The sequence below is a fragment of the Geodermatophilus sp. SYSU D00742 genome, from assembly GCF_054049935.1.
In genome coordinates this window covers 87,905-111,782 of record NZ_JBJGYJ010000013.1, presented here as the reverse complement: position 1 = coordinate 111,782, position 23,878 = coordinate 87,905, and the positions used below count along the sequence as shown (strand labels likewise).

Sequence of the window (23,878 nt, the reverse complement as noted above, 5' to 3'; positions counted from 1 at the left end):
TGCCGCCCAGTCACCCCCACAGTCACGGCCCGGATCCGGACGCACCGCCGCCGAGCGCCGAGGTCCTCCTCCGCCGGCGCCGCGCGGTCTGGTTGATGCTGCTGCTCCTCGTGCCGGTCGGGCTGGCCACCGTCGTCGGGCTGGTCGTGCTGTGGCCGGGGGACGAACCGTCCCGGGCCCGGCAGGCGGCCGAGCTCTACGTCCCGCCCGGGACGACCTACCACGACGCCCGGGTGGCCTCGGTGGAGCCGTTCGACTGCTCCCTGCCCGGCGGGGAGGGGCAGCCGGCGCAGCAGTTGACCTGCGCCACGGTGGTGGCCGAGGTGCTCGACGAGCCCGGTGCCGGCGAGTTCGTGCAGATCGACCTGCCGGCGGAGGTGTTCTCGGCCGGGATCGCCGAGGGCGACGTCCTCGTCCTGACCCGTGACGCCGGCGCGGAGGGCCCCGGGTCGTACGCGTTCTTCGACTACGACAGGGACGTGCCGATCGTGGTGCTGACGATCGCGTTCGCCGTCGTCGTCGGCCTGGTGGCGCGCCTGCGCGGGCTGGCCTCGCTCCTGGGGTTGGCCTTCGCCTTCTTCGTCCTCCTGCAGTTCGTGCTCCCCGGCCTGCTGACCGACCGGTCGCCGGTGCTGACCAGCCTGGTGGGGTCGGCGGCGATCATGTTCGTCGTCCTGTACCTGGCCCACGGCTTCTCCGCCCGGACGACGACAGCGCTGGTGGGCACCCTGTTCGGGCTGACGCTGGTCGCCGTCATGGGTGCCGTCGCCGTCGCGACGGCCCGCCTGACCGGGCTGACCAGCGAGGAGACCACGACGCTGCTGGGGTTCGACCCCACCCTGGACTTCTCCGGCCTGGTGCTCGCCGGGGTCGTCGTCGCCGGGCTGGGGGTCCTCAACGACGTCACGATCACCCAGGCCTCGGCGATCTGGCAGTTGCACGAGGTCGACCCCGACATGACCTGGCGGCAGCTGTACTCCCGGGGGATGGCCGTCGGCCGCGACCACATCGCCTCGACGGTCTACACGATCGTCTTCGCCTACGCCGGCGCCGCGCTGCCGCTGCTCCTGCTGTTCGAGCTCTACGCGCAGCCCTGGACCGTCGTCCTCACCAGCTCGGCGATGGCCGAGGAGGTCATCCGCACGCTGGTCGGCGCGATCGCCCTCGTCCTCGCCGTCCCGGTGACGACGGCGGCCGGCGCGTTCTTCGCCAAGGCCGCCGGCACCGCGGCCGGCGCCGCCACCGACCGGCGGATGACCGCGCTGCGCGCCCGGTTCGCCCGGTGACCGCGGACCGGCCCCGTCCCGGGGCTCGCGCCGAGCTCGCGGGGCGGGAGGCGGGCGGCGTCCTCCAGCTGCTCACCGCCGCCCGCGCCGCTCCCGGCTTCATGCCCGACGACGAGGGGACGGCGCTGTACGAGGCCGCCCGCGCCGTCGGCGTCCCCGGCCCGCTGCTGGAGGTGGGCAGCTGGATGGGGAGGTCCGCGCTCTACCTGGCCGCCGCCGCCCGTGAGACCGGCCGGCAGGTGGTCACCGTGGACCACCACCGCGGCTCCGAGGAGCACCAGCCGGGCTGGGAGTACCACGACCCGTCGCTGGTCGACCCGGCCGTCGGGCTGGTCGACACCCTGCCGCGGTTCCGCCGGACGATCGCCGACGCCGGCGCCGAGGACGTCGTCATCGCGGTCGTCGCGCGGTCGGAGGTCCTGGCCCCGCTGTGGTCGACGCCCCTGGCGCTGCTGTTCCTCGACGGCAGCCACACCGAGGAGTCCGCCCGCCGCGACCAGGACGCCTGGGTCGCCAAGCTCGCCGTCGGGGGCACCCTCGCCATCCACGACGTCTTCCCCGACCCGGCCGACGGCGGGCAGGCGCCCTACGGCGTGTACCGGCGGGTGCTCGCGTCGGGGGAGTTCACCGAGCTGCCGGGCACCGGGTCCCTGCGGCTGCTGCGCCGTGTGTGCTGAGGACCCCCTGACCGCGGACCGGGCCGCGGTGCTCGCCCAGATCGCCGCGCTGACGGGGGAGTTCGACGCCGTCGTGGCGGCCTCCAAGGCCTCCAACGCCGACGACGAGCACGACCCCGAGGGCGCGACGATCGCCTTCGAGCGGCAGCAGGTCGCCGCGCTGCTGCAGGCCGCGCGGCGGCGGCTGGCCGACGTCGACGCCGCGCTGGCCCGCCGCGAGTCCGGGGACTACGGCACCTGCGAGAGCTGCGGGCGCCCGATCGCCCCCGAGCGGCTGGCCGCCCGCCCCGCGGCGCGTACCTGCATCGACTGCGCCCGCTGAGCTCTCCTCGGCCGGCGTCGCCGGGGGCATCCTGACAGGTGCGACGGGGGCCGTCGGCGAGGAGGAGTGATGAGGGGATCGGAGCAGGTGCTGGACGACACCACCGAGGCGACGCGGGCCGTGGTGCAGCGGTTGCTCGACGCGTTCGGCCGGGCGGACGTCGACGCGATCATGGCCGAGATGGCCGACGACGTCGTGTTCGAGTCCACCGAGGCGCCCGACGGGCGCCGCCACCAGGGACAGGCGGACGTGCGGCGCGTCTGGGAGCAGGTGTTCGCCACTCCGGGCGCCCGGTTCACGACCGAGGCCCTCCTGCCGCACGGCGAGCGGGCCGTGGCGCTGTGGCGGTACTCGTGGGGCGGCGGGGAGACCGGCGCCGGCCACGTGCGCGGCGTGGACGTCATGACCGTCCGGCGGGGCAAGGTCGTGGAGAAGCTCTCCTACGTCAAGGGCTGACCGGCTCCGGGCAGCCCGGCCCGGGGGCCTCCGTCCCGCGCCCTCGGCCGGGGGTGCTCAGCTGACGTAGCGGCGGGCGGTCGAGGTCCGCTGGGCCTCCTCGAGCGCGGCGAAGCGGGCCTCGGCGTGCGGCGGCAGCACCCGCCGCTCGCGCAGCACCCAGGGCAGCCCGCGCGCGGCGTCGAGCACCCCCAGCACGCTCAGCCGGTCCCGCGGGACGGTGCGCAGCAGGTGCCTGGTGCGGCGCAGGGCCGGGCGCAGCGGACGGCGCAGCCACGTCGTCCAGAGGGTGTTGCGGATGCCGTCGCGGCGGCGCTTGTGCGGGTCGCGGGCGCTGCTGGCCTGGTGGTGGACGGTCAGCTCGGGCAGGTAGCACAGCTCCCAACCGCGCGCGGCGAGGTCGCCGGCCATGAGCTCCTCCTCACCGCCCAGCCACAACCGCTCGCAGAAGCCCCCGACCTCGTCGAATGCCGCGCGCCGCAGCACCGAGGCCCCGGCGAGGAAGGACCCCAGCGCCGGACCGGGCAGCCAGTCGGCGCCGCGGACGGGGGAGTCCCTGAGCTCGGGGACGATCGGGTCCTCGCGGCCGCCCGGCTCCACCAGGATCCGCGCGGTGACGACCGCCAGCCGCGGGTGGGTGTCGAAGGTGTCGGCGGCGGCGCGCAGCGAGCCGGGGTCCCACCAGGTGTCGTCGTCGCAGAAGGCGACGTAGGGGGTCGACACCCGCGCCACGCCGACGTTGCGGCCGACCGCGCCCAGGTTCACCGGGCTGGCGACGAGCTCCACCTCGGGGAACCGCTCGGCGATCGCCGCCGCCGTGCCGTCGGTCGAGCCGTTGTCGACCACGACGACGTGCGGCTGCTCGGGCAGCTCGCGCAGCCGGGCCAGGGCGAGCAGCACCTCCTCGCGGCGCTGGTGGGTGATCACCACGACGGCGACCCGGGGGTCGGCGCTCACGCCGGGTCCCCGGCGAGCAGCCGGACGGCGGCCCACACCTCGTCGGGCACCCGGCGGCGGGCACGCAGCGCGGCCGGTACGTCGGGGACGGCGCGCGCCAGGCCCCGCAGCCCCGGGCGCCCGGACCGGACCGCACCGGCCAGCAGCGGCGGCAGCGCCGACAGGGGGTGGCGCATGACGGCGGTGAGCAGCCGGCTGCGCCAGATGGAGGCCTGCCGCCGGGCGGGCGCGTCCCGCCGCGGTGACGGGTGGTGGTGGATGGTCACCTCGTCGACGTAGGCCAGCCCCCAGCCGGCCGCCGCGAGGTCGAGCGCCACCCGCTCCTCCTCCCCGGGGAAGCGCACCACCGTGTCGAACCCGCCCACGGCCGCGAAGGCCTCGGTGCGCACCAGCGCCGCGCAGGCGACGAAGCCGAGCAGGGAGGGGCCGGGCAGGTCGGGGGCCGTCCCGAGGGGGCTGTCGGCCATCTCGGCGCAGACCGGGTCCAGCCGCTCCTCGGGACCGACCAGGATGCGGGCGTTGAGCAGCGCCAGCCGGGGGTGCGCGCGCATGATGTCCACGGCCCGCGCCAGGTCGCCGGGGGCCCACCACGAGTCGTCGTCGGCGAACGCGACGAACGGCGTGCCCGCCTGCTCGGCGCCCAGCGTCCGGGCGCGGGCGCCGAGGTTGCGCTCCAGGGGCAGCACGGTCACCTCGGGATGGGCCGCCCGGACGGCGTCCACGGTGCCGTCGGTGGAGCCGTTGTCCACCAGCACCACCGGCGCCTCGTGCCGGGGCAGCGACGCGAGCAGGTCCTCGCGGCGGTTGCGGCTGGCCACCACGACGGTGACCGGGGGTCCGGTGCGGGCGGAGGTGTCTGGCGGGGTCACGACGGCACCGTGCCCGCGCCCCCGGCCGGCCAATCCACCGCATCCTGTGAGGTCCCCGTGCCGGCGGCCGGCAGCGCACCCGGCTCGGTGAACAGCCCGCAGGCCGCGGTGGCGCCGGCCAGCGCGTCCGCGGCCAGGACGACGGCCGCCGCCGTCCACGTGGTGCGCTCGACCGGCCAGCGGGCGTCGTCGGGGTAGACGAACCCGGTCCAGTAGGAACCGTCGTCGTGACGCAGGTGCTGCATGGCGGCCACCTGCTCCACCGCGGCGTCCCGCTGCCCGGCGGCGGCCAGCGCCAGCGCCAGCTCGCAGGTCTCCGCGCCGGTCACCCACGGGCGGTCCGCGACGCACCGGGCGCCGAGGCCGGGGACGACGAAGCGGTCCCACCCGGCGGCCAGCCGCTCGGTCGCCGCCGGCCCGGTGACCGCGCCACCCAGCACGGGGTAGTACCAGTCCATCGAGTAGCGGGAGCGGTCGGCGAACGCCTCGGGGCGGCTGCGCAGCGCCGTCCCGAGGTCGTCGGCGGCCAGCTCCCAGTCCGGCTGCGGCTCCCCGGCGAGGGCGGCGAGCGCCACCCCGCAGCGCAGCGCCTGGAACAGGCTGGCGTTGCCGGTCAGGAGCGCGGTGTCGTCGGCCGAGCCGTCGGGCCGCAGCGCCCACCCGACGGCCCCGCCGGGCAGCTGCATGCGGGTCACCAGGTCCAGCCCGCGGCGGGCCACCGGCCACAGCGCGGTGACCAGCTCCTCGTCGCCGGTGCACAGCCAGCTGTGCCACAGGCCGACGGCGAGGTAGCCGGCGTGGTTGCTCTCCGCGGCCGGGGCGCTCTCCGCGCCGGCGCGGTACTCGGCGGCCCAGGACCCGTCGGGCCGCTGCCGGCCGGCCAGCCAGTGGTAGGCGGCCCGGGCACGGTCGTGCTCCCCGCCGACGTCGAGGGCCATCGCGGCCTCCACGGAGTCCCACGGGTCCAGCTGGCCGCCGCGATACCACGGGAGCGCGCCGTCGGCGTCCTGCTCGGCGGCGATCGCGGCCACCGTCGCGCGCACCTGCTCCCCGCTGAGCACCCCGGGGAGCTCCGGCAGCAGCTCAGACAGCGGTCCGCTCCAGCCCCGGCTCCTCCGTCACCGCCGCGGCGACCGCCGGCTCGTCGGCACCGGTGGCCGGCTTGTCGGCATAGACGACCAGGCTCTTGCCCAGCACCGGGTCCAGCACCCGCTCGGCGGTGCGGGTGGGCCACGGCCGCCGCACCAGGTCCCAGACCAGCAGCCGGTGGTAGGCGCGCACGGCGGCGGTGTCGCGGTCCACCCCGACGGCGCACCTGAGCCACCAGAACGGCGCGTGCAGCGCGTGCGCGTGGTGCTGCCCGCCGGGCACCAGACCCGCGGCGGCGAGCCGGGTGCGCAGCACGTCGCGGCGGTAGATGCGGACGTGGCCGCCCTCGTTGGCGTGGTAGGCGTCCGACAGCGCCCAGCAGACCCGCTCCGGGAAGTAGCGGGGGACGGTGACCGCGACCCGCCCACCGGGTCTGAGCACGCGCGCGATCTCGGCCATCGCGGTGACGTCGTCGGGGATGTGCTCGAGCACCTCCGACGCGATCACCCGGTCCACGCTGGCGTCGGGCACCGGCAGGGCCCGCAGGTCGCCGCGGACCACCTCGTAGCGGGCGCCTTCCGGTGCCTCACCGGCCTCGGCGATCGCGCCCAGCCAGCGCTTGGTCGTCTCCACCTCGGGGACGCCCCAGTCGACGGCGACGACCCGGCCCCCGCGGCGGTAGGCCTCGAAGGCGTGCCGGCCCTCGCCGCACCCGAGGTCGAGCACGGTCATGCCCGGTCGCAGGTCCAGCCGGTCGTAGTCGACGGTCAGCACGAGGTGTCCCGCCCGACGCCGGGCCCGATCCGCACCCCGGAGGCCGACACGCCCTCGCCCGTCGTCCTCACGACCGCCCCTTCCGCTGCAGGACCTCCGCGTACCACTCCGCCGTCCGCTCGGCGGTGGACCGCCACGTGTACGAGGCCAGCACCCGTCGGCGGCCGGCCCGGCCCAGCTGCTCACCGAGGGACGGTGAGTCCAGCACCAGCTGCAGTGCCGCGGTGAGCTCCCCGACGTCGCCGGCGGGCACCCGCAGGCCGGCCTTGCTGCCCACGACCTCCGGCAGCGCGCCGGCGTCCGTGGTGACCAGCGGCGTGCCACACGCCATGGCCTCGATCGCGGGGAGGGAGAACCCCTCGTACAGCGACGGGATCGCGACGACGGCGGCGCCCTGCAGCAGCGCCACCAGGTCGGCCTCGGGCAGCGGCCCGGTGAAGCGCACGGCGTCGCGCAGTGCCAGCCGGTCCAGCGCCGCCTCGGCCGGCCCGCCGGGCCGCGCGGTGCCGACGACGGTCAGCCGCACCGGCCGCTCGGTGCGCAGTTTCGCCACGGCCTCCAGCAGGTGCACCAACCCCTTGAGCGGCACGTCGGCGCTGGTGGTGACGACGATCGACCCACGGTCCCGGGGGCGGCCGGGCGGGGGAGGGGTGAAGACGTCTGGGTCGATGCCCACGGGGATGACGTCGACGCCGGTCGCGGGCACGCCCAGGTGGGTCTCGATGTCGCGGCGGGAGCTCTCGGAGACGGTGGTGATGCCGTCCAGGCGCGGCGCCACGCGCGCCTGCATGCCGGTGAAGGCGTACCAGCGGCGCAGGGTCAGGCGGCGGCGCAGGGAGGGGGCGGCGGCCAGTTCCAGCTCGCGGTCGATGGCGACCGGGTGGTGGACGGTCGCCACCGTGGGCACGCCCGCGCGGACCAGTCGCAACAGCCCCAGGCCCAGGCTCTGGTTGTCGTGCACGACGTCGTACTCGGCGGCGCGGGGCAGCAGCTCCCGGGCCGCGCGCAGGCTGAAGGTCAGCGGCTCCGGGAACCCGGCGGTGCACATCAGCGCCCACTCGGTCAGGTCCACCCAGTCGCGGAACTCCGAGGGCCGCGGGGTGCGGAAGGGGTCGGGCTCGCGGTAGAGGTCGAGGCTGGGCACGCGCTCGAGCGGCACGCCGTCGTCCAGCTCGGGATAGGGCTGGCCGCTGAACACCGTGACCGCGTGGCCGAGCGCGGTGAGCTCGCGGGAGAGGGCGCGGACGTAGACGCCCTGGCCGCCGCTGTGCGGCTTGCTCCGGTAGGACAGCAGTGCGACGCGCAACGACCGTCCCATGGTCGGCGACTCTAACTTCCGCGTGTGACGGGCCGGTTCCGGTAGGTCGGGCTGCGGCGGGCCGGGCGCTCCTGACAGGGTGACGGTCATGCTGCGCCACGTCGTGCTCTTCACCTGGTCCGACGACGCCGACCCCGAGCGCCGGGCCACCACCCTGGCCGCGCTCCGGAGGCTGCCCGAGGAGGTCGGCGGGATGACGTCGTTCGCCGTCGGCCCGGACGCCGGGTTGCGCGCGGGCAACGCCCACACCGCGCTGGTCGCCGACTTCCCCGACGAGGGTGCCTGGCGGCGCTACGCCGAGCACCCGGTGCACCTGCAGGTCGTCGCCGAGCACGTCACCCCGTACCTGGCCTCCCGGGCCACGGCCCAGTACGAGGTCTGAGGGCCGGTGCACCGGCCGCCGGAGGCGGTTACCGTCGGCGGCATGAGGACCCGCCCTCGTGCGCCCCGCCACCCGCGAGCCCGCGGCGGCACCCTGCAGGAGGGCTCCCGTGCCCGCCGGGTCGCCGTCCTCGTCCCGGGGCTCGTCGTCGGGGGCGTCCTGGCCGGCTGCGGTCAGGACGCCGGCATCGCCGAGGCCGCCTCGACGGAGTCCGCCGCCGCGCCGGCCGCGGCGACGTCGGCTCCGGCGGTCGACCTCGCCGCGGGGCTGCTGCCCGCCTCGGCGTTCGCGCCCGGCGCCACGGTGCTGCCCCTGACCGAGGAGCTGCTGCACTCCTCCGGCCTCCCGGCGGGCGGTCCGGTCGCCGGCGGACTCCCGGCGGGCACCGAGCTGGACCTCGGCGGCTGCGCGGAGCTGCTGACCCGGCTGCAGGCGGCCGCGGCGGCGGGCGTCGACGACGTCGCCGGGCAGGCGGTCCTCGAGGGGTCGCAGGCCACCGTGCAGGGGCTGGTCGCCGGCCCGGCCACCGCGGACGCCGTCGCGACGGTGACCGGCGCGCTCGACGACTGCCGCACGGTGTCGGGGAGCGCGCCCGAGCGCGGTGCGGCCACCGTCACCCTCGGCGACGTCCGCGAGCCCGACCTCGGGGACGCCGCCGTCGAGGTCGCCCTCACCGTCGACGCCACCGCGCCCGACGGGCGCCGCGTCACCGCGCCGGCGCTGGTCGCGCTCGTGCAGGACGGCGACCGCCTGATGGCGCTGGCCACAACCGCGCTGGAGGGTGGCGCGCTCGACGAGCGGGCGTTCGCCGACCGGCTGGCGCAGGCCCACCGCTGGCAGTCGGAGGCACTGGGCTGAGATCCCGCGGCCGGCGCCCTCCACAGGTCCGGTCGCGGTCCACAGATCCTCCGCGTGCCCTCCGCCGTCCCCTCCCGGCCGCGAGGGTCGGCGGCATGGACGACACCCCGCGCCCCGAGGTCCGCATCTCCGACATCGGCGAGGTGGCCGCGGCGCTGCCCCACCTGATCGGTTTCCACCCGCACGAGTCGGTGCTGCTGGTCGGTCTCGGCGGGCCGAGCGGCCGCCGGGTGGGGCTCACCGTGCGCGCCGACCTCCCGGCCCGGCCCGCGTCGGCGCCGACGGCCCGGCTGCTGGCGCGCAGCGTGGCCACCGACGACCCCGCGGCGGTCGTGGTCGCGGTCGTCTCCGAGTCGCCGGACGACCTCGAGGCCCTCCCCGGGCAGCCGCCCGGCGCGGCCGTGGCCGGTCTGCCGCACCGCGACGTCGTGCACGACGCGGTGGTCGCCCTCGCCGAGCTCGGCATCCCGGTGACCGACGCGGTCCTGGTCCGCCGCGGCCGCTGGTGGTCCTACGACTGCCCGGAGGCCTGTTGCGACCCCGCGGCCGGTACGCCGCTGCCGGGCGGGGTCTCCGAGCTCGCGGTCGCCTCCGTGGCCGGCGGCGTGGTCGTGGAGAGCGACCGGGCCGCGTTGGCGGCCCGGCTCACGCGCGTCGAGGGGCCGGCCGCGGAGGCCATGGAGGCCCTCACCTGGCGGGTGGGCGACCGCATCGCCCGGTCGGCAGCGGGCGACCGCGACGCGCAGGCCCGCCGGGCCTGGGACACCCTCGTCCGGGTACTGCGCGGCTGCCGGCCCGGTGCGTCCGGTGGGGCCCGGCCGTCGGACCGGGACGTCGCGCACGTCCTCTGGGCGCTGGCCGACGTCCGGGTGCGCGACCGCGCGCTCACCTTCGCCCTGGGCGACGACGCCCCCGCGGCCGAGACGCTGTGGACCGAGTGCACCCGCCGGGCACCGGCCCCGCTCGACGCCGCGCCGGCGACCCTGCTCGCGGTGAGCGCCTGGCTGCGGGGGGACGGCGCGATGGCGAACGTGGCGCTGGCGCGGGCGTTGGAGAGCCGGCCGACCTACACCTTCGCCCAGCTCCTGGCCCAGGGGCTGGCCGCCTGCCTGCCGCCGAGCGAGCTGCGCGCGATGATCACCGTCACCGCCGCGGAGCCGGACGGGGTCTGGGTGGCGGGGTGAGGCGCCTCAGAGCAGCTCGGGCCGCTGCCACCGCTCGCCCAGCACGTGTTCGGCGAGGAACGCCAGCACCGTCTCGTACCAGATCTGCGAGTTCCCCGGTGTCAGCACCCAGTGGTTCTCGTCGGGGAAGTAGAGGAACTTCGACGGCACCCCGCGCTTCTGGAGGTCGTACCAGAGCCGCAGGGCCTCCCCGATCGGCACCCGGTAGTCGTGGTCGCCGTGGATGACCAGCACCGGTGTCCGGATGGCGTCGGCGAACCGGTGCGGCGAGTTCTGCTCGTAGCGCTTGGGCTGGTGCAGCGGATCGCCCCACTCCTTCTCCCAGAAGTACGCCGCGTCCGTGGTCCCGACGAAGGAGTCGACGTGCCAGAGGCTGGCGTGGGTGACGATCGCCCGGAACCGGTCGGTCTGGGTCGCGATCCAGTTGGCCATGTAGCCGCCGAAGGAACCACCCATCGCCGCGGTGCGGGTGGCGTCGACCTCCGGCCGCCGCTCGGCGGCATCGACGGCGGCCATCAGGTCGGTGTAGGGCGCCTCTCCCCACGCACCCCAGCCGCGGCGCACGAACTCCTGGCCGAACCCCTGCGACAGCGCGGGGTTGGGCAGCAGGACGGCGTAGCCGCGGGCGGCCATGACCCAGGGGCACCAGCGCCACGACCACGAGTTCCAGCTCATCAGCGGCCCGCCGTGGATCCACAGCAGCAGGGCGGCCGGGCGCTCCGCCGAGGCGCCCTCGGGCAGCACCAGCCAGGACTGCACCGGGGTGCCGTCCGCGGCGCTCGCCCGCACCTCGTGCAGGGTGCCGGGCAGGGCGTCGAGGGTGCCGGGGTTCGGCAGCGGGGCCGGGTGCTGTCCGGGCGCTGCCGGGTCCAGCCGCACGGGGGCGGGCGGCTCGTCGTAGGCCGAGCGCAGCGCGTACAGGGCGCTGCCGTCCCGGGCCACCTGCAGGTCGCTGTAGGCCCCGTCCGTGGTGAGCCGCACGGGCGCCCCGCCGTCCAGCGGCACCCGGAAGACGGCGTGCCGGCCGTCGTCGTCGGCGAGGAAGTACACCGCCGTGCCGTCCGCGGCGAACTGCGGCGCGCTGGGCCAGCGGTCGAACCCCGGGGTGAGGTCACGGACCGCACCGGTGGCCACGTCGACGAGCAGGAGCGTGTAGTCCGGTGCGTCCTCGTACGTCGGCAGCGTCTCCCGCACGCACACCACCGCGGCGCCGTCGGGGGAGAAGCGGGCGGAGTGGACGTCGGCCAGCGGGTCGTCGACCAGCACGCGGGCCTCGCCGCCGGCGGTCTCCACCACGACCAGGCGGTCGCGGCGGCCGGCCGGGCCGTCGGGCACCGGCTCGACGCGCACCACCAGTCGGCCGTCGGGGGAGAGCGCCGGGGCGTCCCCGGCCTCGTCGGGCGGGACGACGTCCGGCGTCAGGTCACGCAGGGCGACCGGCTCGGGGGTCACACCGGCGGCGGGTTCCGCGGGCAGCCGGCCGACCCAGAAGAGGTGCGGCGCCGCGGGCCCGAGGTCGCTGTCCCAGTGCCGGACGGGGTAGGCCTCGTGCAGGATCGCGCTGACCCCGGCGTCCTTGCGCTGCTTGCGGCGCCCGGCGTCGGCCTCGGCGTCCGCGGCTCCGGGCATCGCGGAGGCCACGACGACCACGTCCCCGGAGTCGGCGGCCACCGCGAAGCTGCCGACACCGCCGGGGTGGACCACCACCGGCCGGGCCTCGCCGCCGTCGGCCGGCAGACTCCACAGCGCGGGCTTCGGGTCCTCGCCGTCGCGCTTGGCGTCGGGGTCGGGGCGGGTGGAGGTGAACAGCAGCGACCCGTCCGGCGCGAACGCCGGTGCGGACTCCCCGGGGGCGCTGCGGGTGAGCCGGCGGGCGGGGCGCCGTCCCCCGGGGTCCACCTCCCAGAGGGCCGACTGCCACTTCGTGCGCTCGGGGTCCAGCGTCTGCACCGAGACGGCGAGCCGCCGGCCGTCGGGCGAGAGCGCCAGCCCGGTGACCCGGGGCAGGGCCACGAACGCGGCCAGGTCGGCGAACGGCGAGCCCGCGGGGGCGGAGCCGTCCGCGGCGGTCGGGGACGGGTCGGTCGCGGCGGGGGGCTGGCTCACGCGGGGCCCTCTCTGGTGTCCGGTCGGAGCGGTCGGGCCCACCGTAGTGAGCCCGACCGCCCGGCCGTCCCCGCGGCGGGGACCCGATCAGAGCCGGGGAGCGGCCTCGACCGGGGTGAGGTCCTCGTCCAGAGCACTGACGAACACGTGCTTGGCGACGCCGGCGGGGAGCACCTCGCCGTCCACGGCGACCGTGCCGGCGACCAGCTGGGCCACCACGGTCGCGCCGGGCCGCAGGCCCTGCTGGGCGAGCGAGCGCATGAGCTCGGAGTCCTCCTGCAGCTGCTCGCTGATCCGCTTGATCTCCACGCGGCACCCCTCGCGCGTGGCCGTCGTGGACAGCAGGGTCAGGGAGTCCAGCACCGCGGAGGTCTCGCCGCCGAGCGCGTCCAGCCCCGGGATGGGGTTGCCGAACGGCGAGACGGTGGGGTTGCCCAGCAGGGTGAGCAGCTTGCGCTCGACGGCCTCGCTCATGACGTGCTCCCAGCGGCACGCCTCCTCGTGGACGTCGGCGTAGTCCAGGCCGATGACGTCGACGAGCAGGCACTCGGCCAGGCGGTGCTTGCGCATGACCGCGGTGGCCAGCTGCCGTCCCTGGTCGGACAGCTGCAGGTGCCGGTCACCCTCGACGGTCAGCAGACCGTCGCGCTCCATCCGGGCGACCGTCTGGCTGACCGTGGGGCCGCTCTGGTGCAGCCGTTCCGCGATGCGCGCACGGAGGGGGACGATCCCCTCCTCCTCCAGCTCGAAGATCGTCCGGAGGTACATCTCGGTGGTGTCGATGAGGTCGTTCACAGGTCTCCTCCGTGTCGCCCCCGATGGTACGGGGGGAGGCCTCGTGGGCGGGGTCACGAGGCGGCGCGCTGACGGCTCGCGGACGGCTCGCCGGCGGTAGCGTCGCACCGGAAGCGGTCCAGGGCCGTCGACGGCCCTCCGTGCCGCCCGTCAGCGAGGAGAGCTGGTGAGTGACTCCGTTGCCGTCGTCTGGGACGACGCGCTGCTCGGCTACACGATGGGCGGGGACCACCCCCTCCACCCGGTCCGGCTGGACCTCACGATGCGGCTCGCGGACTCGCTGGGCGTCCTGGCCTCCGACCGGCTGCAGGTGCTGAAGCCCACGCCGGCCGACGTCGACCTCCTCACCCTCGTGCACGACCCGGCATACCTGGAGGCGGTCAGGCGCGCCCCGTCCGACCCCGACGTGGGCTTCGGTCTCGGCACGGCGGACAACCCGGTCTTCGACGGCATGTACGACGCCGCCGCGCTGATCACCGGCGGCAGCGTGCTCGCCGCCCAGCAGGTGCACTCGGGCCGGGTCCAGCACGCGGTCAACATCGCCGGCGGCCTGCACCACGCGATGCGCGACCGGGCCTCGGGCTTCTGCGTCTTCAACGACGCCTCGGTCGCGATCGCCTGGCTGCTCGCCCAGGGCCACCAGCGGATCGCCTACGTCGACATCGACGTCCACCACGGGGACGGCGTCCAGGCCGCCTTCTACGACGACCCGCGGGTGCTGACCGTCAGCGTCCACCAGACACCGCTGACCCTCTTCCCGGGCACCGGCTACCCGGAGGAGACCGGGGACCCGCAGAAGGCCCTCGGCAGCGCGGTCAACCTCGCGCTGCCCAACGGCACCGACGACTCCGGCTGGCTGCGCGCCTTCCACGCGGTCGTCCCGAGCGTGGTCAGGGCGTTCCAGCCGGAGATCCTGGTGACCCAGTGCGGCTGCGACGCCCACCACGAGGACCCGCTCGCCGACCTCTCGCTCACCGTCGACGGCCAGCGGGCCAGTTACCGGGCGCTGCACGACCTCGCCCACGAGGTGTGCGAGGGCCGCTGGCTGGCCCTCGGCGGCGGTGGGTACGGCCTGGTCCGTTGCGTGCCCCGCGCGTGGACGCACCTCATCGCCGAGGCCGGGGGGAACCGGCTGGAGCCGGCCACGGAGATCCCGGAGTCGTGGCGGGAGGACGTCGTCCGGCGGGGCCTGCGCGCCCGGCCGCCGACCCACATGACCGAGGGCGGCTACACCGGCTTCTCGCACTGGGACCCGTTCACCGAGTCCCGCGTCGACCGCGCCGTCACCCGGACCCGCCGCGCGTCCTTCCCCTACTTCGGCCTCGACCCGGACGATCCCCGTGACTGAACCGCAGACCGGCACCGCGCCCGCCGTGGCGGAGGCCGAGGTGGTGGCTGCGCCTCCGGCGCACTGGGAGGCCGACATCATCGCCGCCGACGGCGGCACGCTGCACCTGCGCCCGATCTGCCCCGAGGACGCCGAGGGCCTGGTCGGGCTGATGGAGCGCAGCTCCGACCAGACCCGCTACTACCGCTTCTTCGGCCCGATGAAGCGGCTCTCCGACCGGGACCTGCACCGGTTCACCCACGTCGACCACGACTCGCGCGTCGCCTTCGTGCTCGTGCTCGGCGACCAGGTCATCGGGGTCGGCCGGTACGACCGGTACCCCGGCACCGACGACGCCGAGGTCGCCTTCCTCATCGAGGACGCCCACCAGGGGCGCGGCCTGGGGTCGGTGCTGCTGGAGCACCTGGCCGCCGCGGCGCGGGAACGGGGCATCGACCGGTTCGTGGCCGAGGTGCTGGCGCAGAACAACCGCATGGTGCGGGTCTTCCTCGACGCCGGCTACACCCCCGAGCGCACGTACGAGGAGGGCGTGGTCCACCTGACCTTCCCGATCGCGCCCACCGAGACCGCGCTGGCGGTGCTCTACGAGCGCGAGCAGCGCAGCGAGTCCCGGTCGATCGCGCGGCTGCTCACGCCGTCCTCGGTCGCGGTGGTGGGGGCCAGCAACGACGAGGGGAAGATCGGCCACGCCGTCCTGGGGCACCTGCTGGACTACGGCTTCCAGGGGCCGGTCTACCCGGTCAACCCGGGCACCCGGCACGTCCGCGGGGTCCCGGCCTACGGCTCCATCGAGGCGATCCCCGACGACGTGGACCTCGCCGTGCTGGCGGTGCCGGCCGACGAGGTCGCCGGGGTGGTGGAGGCCTGCCGGCGCAAGCGGGTCCGCGGGCTGGTGGTGATCTCCGGCGGGTTCGGTGAGTCCGGCCCCGAGGGTCGGGTCGCCGAGCGCGGGCTGGTCGCCGCCGCGCGGGCGTCCGGGATGCGGGTGGTCGGCCCCAACTGCCTGGGCATCGTCAACACCGACACCGCGGTGCGGCTCAACGCCAGCCTGGCCCCCCGGATCCCGGGGCGCGGCCGGGTCGGCTTCTTCGCGCAGTCCGGCGCGCTGGGGTCGGCGCTGATGGAGCAGGCGCGCACCCGCAACATCGGCCTGTCCAGCTTCGTGTCCGCCGGCAACCGCGCCGACGTCAGCGGCAACGACCTGCTGCAGTACTGGGCAACCGACCCCGGCACCGAGGTCGTGATGCTGCACCTGGAGAGCTTCGGCAACCCGCGCAAGTTCGCCCGCCTGGCCCGCCGGGTGGGGCGCAGCAAGCCGGTGGTCGCGGTCAAGAGCGGCCGGCACGTGCGCATGACCGAGGGCCTGGCCGGGACGTCGGTGGCGGTGCCCGAGGAGTCGGTGGCGGCGCTGTTCGCCTCCGCGGGCGTCATCCGGGTGGACACCCTGGCGCAGCTCTTCGACGTCGGCACGCTGCTGGCCCACCAGCCGCTGCCGGAGGGCGACCGCGTCGCCGTGGTGGGCAACTCCACCGCGATGGGCGTGCTGGTCGCCGACGCCGTCCTGGAGGAGGGGCTGGAGCTGGCCCGCGAGGCGCCCGCGGACATCGGCGCCGGCGGCACCGCCGAGGCGTTCCGCGCCGCCCTGCAGGACGCGGTGGACGACCCGGGGGTGGACGCCGTCATCGCGGTGTTCCTGCCCCCGCTCAGCCGCCGCGCCGACGAGTTCGGCCGGGCGCTGCGGGAGGTGGCGCAGGACGCCGGCAAGCCGGTGGTCGCGACCTTCCTCTCCACCGAGGGCATCCCGCCGGAGCTGGCCGTGCCGGGGGAGGACGGGACGCCCGACCGCGGCTCGGTGCCGTCCTTCTCCACGCCGGAGCGCGCCGTCATCGCGCTGGCGAAGGTGGCGCAGTACGCCCGCTGGCGGCGCCGTCCGGTCGGCGAGGTGCCGGAGCTGTCCGGCGTCGACGAGCGGGCCGCGCGCGACGTCGTCCTCGCCGCGTTGACCGACGCGCCCGGCGGCCGGTCGCTCACCGACGACGAGACGATCGCCTTGCTGGCCGCCTACGGCGTCCCGCTGCTGGGCACGAAGACGGTGACCGACGCCGAGGCCGCCGTGGCCGCGGCCGAGGCCGTCGGCTACCCGGTGGTGCTCAAGTCGACGGCGCCCTGGCTGCGGCACCGCTCCGACCTCGGCGGGGTGCGCCTGGACCTGGCCGACGCCGATGCCGTCCGGACCGCCTTCGCCGCCATCCCCTCCGGTGACCCGGTGATCGTGCAGGAGATGGCCGCCCCCGGTGTGGCCACCGTCGTGGAGGTCGTCGACGACCCGTCCTTCGGCGCGCTGGTGAGCTTCGGTCTCGGCGGCGTGGCGACCGACCTGCTGGGTGACCGCGCGTACCGGACCCTCCCGCTCACCGACCTCGACGCCGCCGAACTGGTCCGGGCGCCGCGGGCGTGGCCGCTGCTCAACGGCTACCGCGGCTCCGAGCCGGTCGACGTCGCGGCCCTGGAGGACCTCCTCCTGCGTGTCGCGCGGCTGGCCGACGACCTGCCGGAGGTGCTGCAGCTGCGGCTGGAGCCGGTGATCGTCGGCCCGCCCAACCCGTGGCACGGCGGGCGCTCCCTGGTGGTCGCGGGGGCCGTCGTGCGGGTCGGTCCGCCGACCGCGCGGGTCGAGCCGGGTCCGCGGCGCATGCGCAGCCCCGGCGTCTGACCGGGACGACCCTCCCGCCGCGCCCCGTCGGAGGACCCGTCCTCCCGACCGTGGCGGGCTCGGGAGGACCCCGGGACGGGGGCTCCTGCGGAGGGCCGTTCCGTGCGCGGGGTGGGGAGGACGGGCTGCTCGCTCAGGTGACCGGCGTGCGGGCGGCGACCAGGTGCCCGCGGAAGGGGGCAGGCAGCGCGCCGTCCGGCGCGGTGAAGGGGGCGAGCACCTCCCGGGCGCCCGCCCGGATCCGCTCGTACACCTCGGGCGTGATCCGCTGGGCCAGCGGGGAGCCCTCGACCTCGGTGACGGCCAGCGCCTCGGCCGAGTCGAAGGCGGCCGTGCCGAGGTGGGTGCGCGCCTGCACCCCGGTCAGGCCGGCGTCGGTGAGGGTGGCGCGGAGCTCGTCCAGGTCGCCGCACGCCCAGTAGGTGCCCAGCAGCGCGCGGGCCTCCGGGCCGGCCTGCCGGACCGCCATCTCGACGAAGGGGCCGTAGGCGGGCTGGTCGGCGAGGGCGGCCGGCACGCAGAGCGCGACCACGCCGCCGGGGCGGGTGACCCGGGCCATCTCGCGCAGCGCGGCGGTCCGGTCGGGGAAGAACATCAGCGCCATCTGGCACAGGACGGCGTCGAAGGACCCGTCCGGGAACGGCAGGTCGGCGACGTCCCCCTGCCGCCACTCCAGCTCCGGACGGAGCCGGCGGGCGACGGCGAGCATGGCCTCGTTGAGGTCGACGCCGACGACCCGGCCGGTGCCGCCGAGCCGGTCGGCGACGGTCCGGGCGACGATCCCCGTCCCGCAGGCGGCGTCGAGGACCGTTTGACCGGGCCGGACGCCGGCGACGTCGGCGAGCAGCGGAGCCCACTCGGCGAAGATCGCCGGCACGAAGCGCGCCTCGTAGAGCTCGGCGGCCTCGGCGCTGATCTGGAAGGTCTCGGTGGCGGCTCGCGGTGTCGTCATGACGCGCTCCCGGTGCGGTGCACCCCCGAGCATCCACCCGCCGGCCGTCCCCGTCACCGGGTCACCGCACGGGGAGACGACGAGAGCCGGCCACCACTGGTGGCCGGCTCTCGGTGGTGCCGGACGGCTGGGTGCCGCAGGAGGGCACCGGACCGCGGTGGGTCCGGTGGACCTCAGGCCAGGTAGTCGCGCAGGGCGTCGGCGCGCTCCGGGTCGCGGAGCTTGGCCATCGTCTCGCGCTCGATCTGGCGCACCCGCTCGCGGGAGAGACCGAACTGCTTGCCGATCTGCTCCAGGGTCCGCGGCTGGCCACCGTCCAGGCCGAAGCGGAGGACGACGACGTCGCGCTCCCGGTCCTCGAGCGTGGAGAGGACGTTGCGCACGTCGCCCTTCATCATCTGGAAGGCGACCGCGTCCTCGGCGACCGCGGCGTCGGCGTCCTCGATGAAGTCACCCAGGCGGGACTCCTCGTCGGCGCCGACGGTCTGGTCGAGGCTGACCAGGTCGCGGGAGTACTCGAGCAGCTCGGTGATCCGCTCCGGGGTCATGTCCAGCTCGAGACCGAGCTCCTCGGCCGTGGGCTCGCGCTCGAGCTCCTGGTGGATCCGGCGCCGGGTGCGCACGACCTTGTTGACCTGCTCGGCGAGGTGCACGGGCAGCCGGATGGTGCGGCCGGAGTCGGCCATGGCGCGGGTGATGGCCTGGCGGATCCACCAGGTGGCGTACGTGGAGAACTTGAAGCCCTTGGTGTAGTCGAACTTCTCCACCGCGCGGATCAGGCCGACGTTGCCCTCCTGGATGAGGTCCAGGAACGTCATGCCGTGGCCGGTGTAGCGCTTGGCCACCGACACGACCAGGCGCAGGTTGGCCTCCAGCAGGTGCCGCTTGGCGGCCTTGCCGTCGATGGCCAGCGCCTTGTAGTCGCGCTGGTAGCTGGGGGAGAGGCCCTGCTTCTCGGCGAGCAGCCGCTCGGCGTAGAGGCCGGCCTCGATCCGCTTGGCGAGCTCGACCTCCTGCTCGGCGGTCAGCAGCGCCGTCTTGCCGATGGTGTTCAGGTACACCCGCACGAGGTCGGTGGAGACCAGACCGGTGGTGTCGGGCTCGCGCCGCGCCGAGCGCGAACGCACCTCGAGGGTGTCGGTGGGGGAAGACTGCAGCAGCGTCACGGTCTGTCTTCGTCCTTGCCTTCGGTTCGGATGCGCGCCGCCGGTCGTCGGTGGCGGCGGTGCGCGTCCGGGCGTCGTGGGTGGGGGCCCGATCGGCCGGCTCCGTCAGCCGGCCGCAGCCCTCGCTCAGGTGTCCGTTGTGGTACGCCCTGCACAACGGCCACAACCGGGTCGCGTGTTCCACGAATGCCGTGTTCCCAGCAAACGCACAGGGCGTGTGTTGTGTCACCCTGCGATACCCCGCGAACCCGCGACTCAGACCTCCAGGAGCAAGGTCATCGGTCCTTCGTTGACCGACGAGACGAGCATCCGGGCCCCGAAGACGCCGGTGGCCACCTCGCACCCGCGCCGGCGCAGCTCGGTGACCACCTCCTCCACCAGGGGTTCGGCCAGCTCACCGGGGGCGGCGTCCTGCCAGGAGGGCCGGCGACCCTTGCGGGTGTCGGCGTAGAGGGTGAACTGGCTGATCACCAGCACCGGGAGGTCCAGGTCGGACACCGACCGCGCGCCGTCGTCGGTGGGGAACACGCGCAACTCGTGGATCTTCCGGGCCAGCACCCGGGCGCGGTCGGCGTCGTCGTCGCGGCCCACGCCCACCAGGGCCAGCAGCCCGCGGCCGATCTCGCCCACGACCACGTCGTCCACGCTGACCGCCGCCGTACCGACCCTGCTCACCACCGCGCGCACCGGCCGAGTCTCCCCGCGCAACGTCCGGACCGGTCACCCCGGCCCCCGGCTCGACGACGCAGCTCGACGCTCGTCGCTCCTGCCGAGCGGGCAGGACGCCGGCGGCCCCCGCACCAGGGCGGCGACCACGCGGAGGCCGGCCCCTGGACCTGACGCGACCGTCGCGCACGGTGGCACCATGCGGTCGTGAGCGCGTCGCTCGCGGAGGTGCTGCAGCGGAGCCGCGCGGCCCTGCGGGTCGGGGACGCCGCCGAGGTCCGCCGGTTGCTCGCCGACGTGGGATCGGAGCGCGCATCGGGCGACGTCCTCGAAGCCCTGGCCCAGGCTGCCTACTTCGAGCTCGACTTCACCCGCGCGGCGGAGCTCTGGGAACGGGCGTACGCCGCGCACCGGGCCGGCGGGGACGACGTCGGTGCGGTGCGGGTGGCCCGCACGGTCGCCTGCGTGCACCTGATGATCCTGGGCAACCGTGCGGTCGCGCATGGCTGGCTGGGCCGGGCCCGCACGCTGCTCTCGGGCGTCCCCGACTCGCGGGAGGCCGGCTGGGTCGCGCTCAACCTGGGCATGTTCGAGCCCGACCGAGCGAGCAAGGAGGCCCTGTACCGGAGGGCACTCGAGATCGCCCGCGGCGTTGCGGACCGCGACCTGGAGTTCGCGACGCTGGCCTATCTCGGTTCGTCGATGGTGCACGCCGACCACGTCGCCGACGGGATGGCGATGCTCGACGAGGCTCTGGCTGCGGTGGCCGGCGACGAGGTCGACGACTTCATCGTCGTCGAGGAGATCTTCTGCCAGCTGTTCGCCGCGTGCGAGTACGCATGCGACGTCCGCCGCGCGGACGAGTGGATCGGCGTGGGGGAGGTCGTCGCCCGCCGCCGCAACCTGCCGGCGGTCTCGGCGTTCTGCCGCACCCACTACGGCGGCGTCCTCACCGCCGCCGGACGGTGGCCCGACGCCGAGGAGGCACTGACCGCTGCCGTGCAGTTGTGGAGCCTCGGACGCCGCTCCTCGCTGCGCGCGGGAGCGCTGGTGCGGCTGGCCGATCTCCGCGTGCGGCAAGGCCGGTTCGAGGAGGCCGAGCAGTTGCTCGCCGGCCTCGACGGTGACGCGGTCGCCGAGGCGACGCGTCCGCTGGCTGCCGTCCACCTGGCCCGCGGCCGTACCGAACTCGCCGCCGACGTGCTGGAGCGGGGGCTGGAGGCGCTGGTCCCGGACAGCACCGCGGCAGCGCCGCTGTGGGCACAGCTGGTCGAGGTGCACCTCGCGGCCGGCGACGTCGCACGGGCGCGGGAGGCCGTCGACCGGGTGTCCCGGTGCGCCGACAACCACCCGACCCCGTACACGGCCGCCCTGGCCGCGCTGTCCCGCGGCCAGCTCTGTCTCGCGGTCGACGAGGACGCGTGCAGCTGCCTACGACAGGCGCTGGCCGGGTTCACCGCGGCAGGTGTGCCGGTCGAGCTGGCCCGCTGCCGGCTCACGCTGGCACGGGCGCTGCGCAGCCGGCGGCCGGAAGTGGCGTCGACCGAGGCCCGCACGGCGCTGGCCGAGTTCGTCCGACTCGGAGCCCTCCGGGACGCCGACGCGGCCACGTCACTGCTGAGATCGCTGGGCGTGTCCCCAGTCGTGGCGCGCAGACCGCGGGGCGGCCTCACGGCCCGGGAGGCCGAGGTACTGGTCCTGGTCGGCCGCGGGCTGTCCAATCCCGAGATCGCCGCGCGGCTCTACCTGAGCCGCCGGACCGTGGAGCACCACGTGGCGAACATCCTCGCCAAGCTCGGCCTGCGCGGCCGTGCCGAGGCCGCGGCCTACGCCGTCCGCGAGATCCCGTGTGGGGAATAGGTGAGCCCACCGATCCGCCCTGCGGCGTGTCGCGCGAGCGTTCGGTCATCCCGGACACGAGGAGGACGGCCATGACCACCACGTACGACGCGATCGTCGTGGGCGCTCGCTGCGCGGGCTCTCCGACGGCCATGCTGCTGGCCCGCGCCGGTCACCGGGTCCTGCTGGTCGACCGCGCGACGTTCCCCAGCGACACCGTCTCCACACACGTCATCCATGCGCCGGGCATCGCTGCGCTGCGCCGTTGGGGGCTGCTCGACCAGGTGGTCGCCACCGGCTGCCCGCCGTTCGACTCCTACGTCTTCGACTTCGGAGCGTCCACCTTCACCGGCACGCCACCGCCGGCCGACGGCGCCTCGACGGCCTACGCCCCGCGGCGCCACCTGCTCGACACGATCCTCCTCCGGGCCGCCGCCGACGCCGGCGCCGAGGTCCGGGAGCACTTCTCCGTCGACGACGTCGTCGTGGAGGACGGGGTCGCGGTCGGGGTCCGCGGGCACGGGCGGGACGGGCGGCCGACGATCGAACGCGCACGGGTCGTGGTCGGCGCCGACGGGCTGCACTCCCGGGTGGCGCGGGCCGTGGGCGCGCCGGAGTACCTGACCAAGCCGAAGCTGCAGTTCGGCTACTACACGTACTGGCGCGACCTGCCACTGGAGGGTTTCCACATCGTGTCCCGCCCGGACCGGGCATGGGGGGCCATCCCGACCAATGACGGGCTGACCCTCGTCGTGGTCGGCTGGCCGATCGTGGAGGCGCGCGCGTACCGGGCCGACATCGAGGGGAACTACCTGCGCACGCTCGACCTGGTGCCGGAGTGGGGGGAGAGGGTGCGGAACGCCACTCGGGTCGAGCGCTTCACCGGCGGCGGCGTACCGAACTTCTTCCGCCGTCCCCATGGGCCGGGCTGGGCGCTGGTGGGCGACGCCGGCTACACCAAGGACCCGGTGACCGCGCAGGGCATGTCCGATGCCTTCCGCGACGCCGAGCTGTGCGCCGGCGCGCTGGACACGGTGCTCCGCGGCGAACAGCGGTTCCACCAGGCGATGGCCGAGTACCACCGGACCCGTGATGCCCACGTACGGCCGGTCTTCGAGTTCACCACCCAGCTGGCCACCCTGGCGCCACCGCCCCCGGAGGTGCAGCAGCTGCTCGCCGCGGTCTCCCGTAGTCCAGCGGCGTCGAGTGCCTTCGCCGGCGTGGTCGCCGGGACCGTGTCCCCGGACGAGTTCTTCGCGCCGGACAACGTGGCTGCGGTCACGGGAGCCGCACGGGTCGCCTGACCGACATCGCCGGTGAGCCGGGCGGCCGTGGCGCGCAGTCCCCGCCGTCCTCCGCCGCCGGTAGGTGAGCCCGGAGGCCGGCGAGCAGAAGTCGCAGGCCGTGGTCGAACTGGGCGGTCAGGTCCGGTCCGTACAGGTGCTCGACGGTGGCGGCGACGTGCGGGTACTGCTCAACCGGCAGCCGGGCGAGGACCGCCTGCGTCTCCGCCTGGTCCTGGACGCCGCCGTCGGACGACGCGGCGAACGGCGCCTCCAGTGCGGCGAACCCGAGCGTGTAGAAGAGCACCGCCTGGTACCCCTTCGCCGCGGCCTCCGGGTCCATCCCGGCGCCCAGCAGCAGCCCGAGGCCGGCGTCGAGGCCGCGCAGTGTCGCCTCCTGTCGCGGCGGGCGCCGCACCGCCGCCGCCACCAGCGCCGGGTGCGCCAGCAGGGCTCGGCGGACCCCGTGGGCCACGAGACGCAGCTGTTCCAGCTCGGGCGGGCGGCACTCCTCGGCGGGCGGTGACCCGGCACCGGGCCGGGCGCCCCGGGCCTGGGCGAACAACCGGTCCGCCAGGGCCTCGACCAGTGCGGACTTGTCGGTGAAGAACCGGTACACCATCGCAGGGACGGCGCCGACGGTCCGGCCCAGCCGGCGCATGGTGAGCGCATCCAGCCCCTCGGCGTCGACGATCTGCATCGCCGCATCCAGCAGCCCGTCCCGGGTGATCCGCTGCGGTCGTGGCACGGCATGGCCCTCCTCGTTCTCCCCCTTGCCTCAGTCAACACCGTTCACCTACGCTGCCGCCACTCGGTGAACAGCGTTTACCAACCCGAT

Annotated in this window: 22 protein-coding genes; 11 read left to right on the top strand and 11 right to left on the bottom strand. The window is 75.6% G+C overall.

What is annotated here, in order from left to right; genetic code table 11:
* Window positions 1-95: 95 nt before the first annotated feature.
* From ACI78V_RS11480 to ACI78V_RS11465, 4 genes are all read left to right on the top strand, one after another.
* Entirely contained in the window at window positions 96-1,286 is a 1,191-nt protein-coding gene (locus ACI78V_RS11480) for a YibE/F family protein (RefSeq protein WP_456851028.1), read from the top strand.
* The gene (locus ACI78V_RS11475) at window positions 1,283-1,963 is read left to right on the top strand and encodes a class I SAM-dependent methyltransferase (RefSeq protein WP_456851027.1); all 681 of its coding nucleotides are present in this window, start codon (window positions 1,283-1,285) and stop codon (window positions 1,961-1,963) included. Before ACI78V_RS11480 ends, ACI78V_RS11475 begins: the two co-directional genes overlap by 4 nt.
* Window positions 1,953-2,285 carry a TraR/DksA family transcriptional regulator gene (locus ACI78V_RS11470; RefSeq protein WP_456851026.1) on the top strand — a complete coding sequence of 111 codons (333 nt, stop codon included), beginning with the start codon at window positions 1,953-1,955 and terminating at the stop codon, window positions 2,283-2,285. Before ACI78V_RS11475 ends, ACI78V_RS11470 begins: the two co-directional genes overlap by 11 nt.
* 69 nt (window positions 2,286-2,354) lie before the next feature.
* Entirely contained in the window at window positions 2,355-2,741 is a 387-nt protein-coding gene (locus ACI78V_RS11465; RefSeq protein ID WP_456851025.1) for a nuclear transport factor 2 family protein, read from the top strand.
* 57 nt (window positions 2,742-2,798) lie between these two features.
* Here ACI78V_RS11465 and ACI78V_RS11460 read toward each other — a convergent pair whose 3' ends face one another.
* The 5 genes from ACI78V_RS11460 to ACI78V_RS11440 all read right to left on the bottom strand — a co-directional run bounded on the left by ACI78V_RS11460 (window position 2,799) and on the right by ACI78V_RS11440 (window position 7,748).
* Entirely contained in the window at window positions 2,799-3,698 is a 900-nt protein-coding gene (locus ACI78V_RS11460; RefSeq protein WP_456851024.1) for a glycosyltransferase family 2 protein, read from the bottom strand.
* Window positions 3,695-4,567: a glycosyltransferase family 2 protein gene (locus ACI78V_RS11455; protein ID WP_456851023.1), complete on the bottom strand. Its 873-nt coding sequence runs from the start codon at window positions 4,565-4,567 to the stop codon at window positions 3,695-3,697. The genes ACI78V_RS11460 and ACI78V_RS11455 overlap by 4 nt, the downstream gene beginning before the upstream one ends.
* On the bottom strand, window positions 4,564-5,628 hold the full coding sequence (locus ACI78V_RS11450; protein WP_456851022.1) for a prenyltransferase: 1,065 nt from the start codon (window positions 5,626-5,628) through the stop codon (window positions 4,564-4,566). The genes ACI78V_RS11455 and ACI78V_RS11450 overlap by 4 nt, the downstream gene beginning before the upstream one ends.
* Window positions 5,629-5,650: 22 nt before the next feature.
* Window positions 5,651-6,430, bottom strand: coding sequence for a class I SAM-dependent methyltransferase (locus ACI78V_RS11445; protein ID WP_456851021.1), 780 nt, complete (start codon window positions 6,428-6,430; stop codon window positions 5,651-5,653).
* Between the two features lie 67 nt (window positions 6,431-6,497).
* A complete protein-coding gene (locus ACI78V_RS11440; protein ID WP_456851020.1) occupies window positions 6,498-7,748 on the bottom strand; it encodes a glycosyltransferase family 4 protein in 1,251 nt (416 codons plus the stop codon).
* An 88-nt stretch (window positions 7,749-7,836) separates the two neighbouring features.
* On the opposite strand from ACI78V_RS11440, the gene ACI78V_RS11435 reads away from it, so the two are divergent.
* The 3 genes from ACI78V_RS11435 to ACI78V_RS11425 all read left to right on the top strand — a co-directional run bounded on the left by ACI78V_RS11435 (window position 7,837) and on the right by ACI78V_RS11425 (window position 10,172).
* On the top strand, window positions 7,837-8,130 hold the full coding sequence (locus ACI78V_RS11435) for a Dabb family protein (RefSeq protein ID WP_456851019.1): 294 nt from the start codon (window positions 7,837-7,839) through the stop codon (window positions 8,128-8,130).
* A gap of 42 nt (window positions 8,131-8,172) precedes the next feature.
* Window positions 8,173-8,988: a hypothetical protein gene (locus tag ACI78V_RS11430; RefSeq protein ID WP_456851018.1), complete on the top strand. Its 816-nt coding sequence runs from the start codon at window positions 8,173-8,175 to the stop codon at window positions 8,986-8,988.
* 95 nt (window positions 8,989-9,083) lie between these two features.
* Complete coding sequence (locus ACI78V_RS11425) at window positions 9,084-10,172, top strand: DUF4192 domain-containing protein (RefSeq protein ID WP_456851017.1); 1,089 nt, start codon at window positions 9,084-9,086, stop codon at window positions 10,170-10,172.
* Between the two features lie 6 nt (window positions 10,173-10,178).
* On the opposite strand, the gene ACI78V_RS11420 is transcribed toward ACI78V_RS11425, so the two are convergent.
* Complete coding sequence (locus ACI78V_RS11420) at window positions 10,179-12,278, bottom strand: S9 family peptidase (RefSeq protein WP_456851016.1); 2,100 nt, start codon at window positions 12,276-12,278, stop codon at window positions 10,179-10,181.
* Window positions 12,279-12,365: 87 nt separating this feature from the next.
* Window positions 12,366-13,073: a metal-dependent transcriptional regulator gene (locus ACI78V_RS11415; RefSeq protein WP_456851015.1), complete on the bottom strand. Its 708-nt coding sequence runs from the start codon at window positions 13,071-13,073 to the stop codon at window positions 12,366-12,368.
* 166 nt (window positions 13,074-13,239) lie between these two features.
* Between ACI78V_RS11415 and ACI78V_RS11410 the strand changes: the two genes are divergently transcribed.
* Window positions 13,240-14,421 carry an acetoin utilization protein AcuC gene (locus ACI78V_RS11410; protein ID WP_456851014.1) on the top strand — a complete coding sequence of 394 codons (1,182 nt, stop codon included), beginning with the start codon at window positions 13,240-13,242 and terminating at the stop codon, window positions 14,419-14,421.
* Window positions 14,414-17,134 carry a bifunctional acetate--CoA ligase family protein/GNAT family N-acetyltransferase gene (locus ACI78V_RS11405; protein ID WP_456851013.1) on the top strand — a complete coding sequence of 907 codons (2,721 nt, stop codon included), beginning with the start codon at window positions 14,414-14,416 and terminating at the stop codon, window positions 17,132-17,134. The genes ACI78V_RS11410 and ACI78V_RS11405 overlap by 8 nt, the downstream gene beginning before the upstream one ends.
* A gap of 133 nt (window positions 17,135-17,267) precedes the next feature.
* Here ACI78V_RS11405 and ACI78V_RS11400 read toward each other — a convergent pair whose 3' ends face one another.
* The 3 genes from ACI78V_RS11400 to dtd form a co-directional block, all read right to left on the bottom strand.
* A complete protein-coding gene (locus ACI78V_RS11400; RefSeq protein WP_456851012.1) occupies window positions 17,268-18,086 on the bottom strand; it encodes a methyltransferase domain-containing protein in 819 nt (272 codons plus the stop codon).
* Window positions 18,087-18,259: 173 nt separating this feature from the next.
* A complete protein-coding gene (gene sigB / locus ACI78V_RS11395) occupies window positions 18,260-19,252 on the bottom strand; it encodes an RNA polymerase sigma factor SigB (protein WP_456851011.1) in 993 nt (330 codons plus the stop codon).
* 255 nt (window positions 19,253-19,507) lie between these two features.
* A complete protein-coding gene (gene dtd, locus ACI78V_RS11390) occupies window positions 19,508-19,939 on the bottom strand; it encodes a D-aminoacyl-tRNA deacylase (protein ID WP_456851010.1) in 432 nt (143 codons plus the stop codon).
* A 186-nt stretch (window positions 19,940-20,125) separates the two neighbouring features.
* Between dtd and ACI78V_RS11385 the strand changes: the two genes are divergently transcribed.
* Together ACI78V_RS11385 and ACI78V_RS11380 are read left to right on the top strand one after the other, a co-directional pair.
* A complete protein-coding gene (locus tag ACI78V_RS11385; protein ID WP_456851009.1) occupies window positions 20,126-21,778 on the top strand; it encodes a LuxR C-terminal-related transcriptional regulator in 1,653 nt (550 codons plus the stop codon).
* A 71-nt stretch (window positions 21,779-21,849) separates the two neighbouring features.
* Window positions 21,850-23,061 carry an NAD(P)/FAD-dependent oxidoreductase gene (locus ACI78V_RS11380; protein WP_456851008.1) on the top strand — a complete coding sequence of 404 codons (1,212 nt, stop codon included), beginning with the start codon at window positions 21,850-21,852 and terminating at the stop codon, window positions 23,059-23,061.
* Here ACI78V_RS11380 and ACI78V_RS11375 read toward each other — a convergent pair.
* On the bottom strand, window positions 23,036-23,788 hold the full coding sequence (locus ACI78V_RS11375; RefSeq protein WP_456851007.1) for a TetR/AcrR family transcriptional regulator: 753 nt from the start codon (window positions 23,786-23,788) through the stop codon (window positions 23,036-23,038). The two genes, ACI78V_RS11380 and ACI78V_RS11375, sit on opposite strands and share 26 nt — an antisense overlap.
* Window positions 23,789-23,878 lie beyond the last annotated feature (90 nt).

Bases quoted from the DNA above. Each gene is read 5' to 3' on its own strand.
- ACI78V_RS11480 (WP_456851028.1), top strand. From the start codon at position 96: ATGCTGCTGCTCCTCGTGCCGGTCGGGCTGGCCACCGTCGTCGGGCTG.
- ACI78V_RS11465 (WP_456851025.1), top strand. From the start codon at position 2,355: ATGAGGGGATCGGAGCAGGTGCTGGACGACACCACCGAGGCGACGCGG.
- ACI78V_RS11440 (WP_456851020.1), bottom strand. From the start codon at position 7,748: ATGGGACGGTCGTTGCGCGTCGCACTGCTGTCCTACCGGAGCAAGCCG.
- ACI78V_RS11435 (WP_456851019.1), top strand. From the start codon at position 7,837: ATGCTGCGCCACGTCGTGCTCTTCACCTGGTCCGACGACGCCGACCCC.
- ACI78V_RS11430 (WP_456851018.1), top strand. From the start codon at position 8,173: ATGAGGACCCGCCCTCGTGCGCCCCGCCACCCGCGAGCCCGCGGCGGC.
- ACI78V_RS11425 (WP_456851017.1), top strand. From the start codon at position 9,084: ATGGACGACACCCCGCGCCCCGAGGTCCGCATCTCCGACATCGGCGAG.
- ACI78V_RS11400 (WP_456851012.1), bottom strand. From the start codon at position 18,086: ATGACGACACCGCGAGCCGCCACCGAGACCTTCCAGATCAGCGCCGAG.
- ACI78V_RS11380 (WP_456851008.1), top strand. From the start codon at position 21,850: ATGACCACCACGTACGACGCGATCGTCGTGGGCGCTCGCTGCGCGGGC.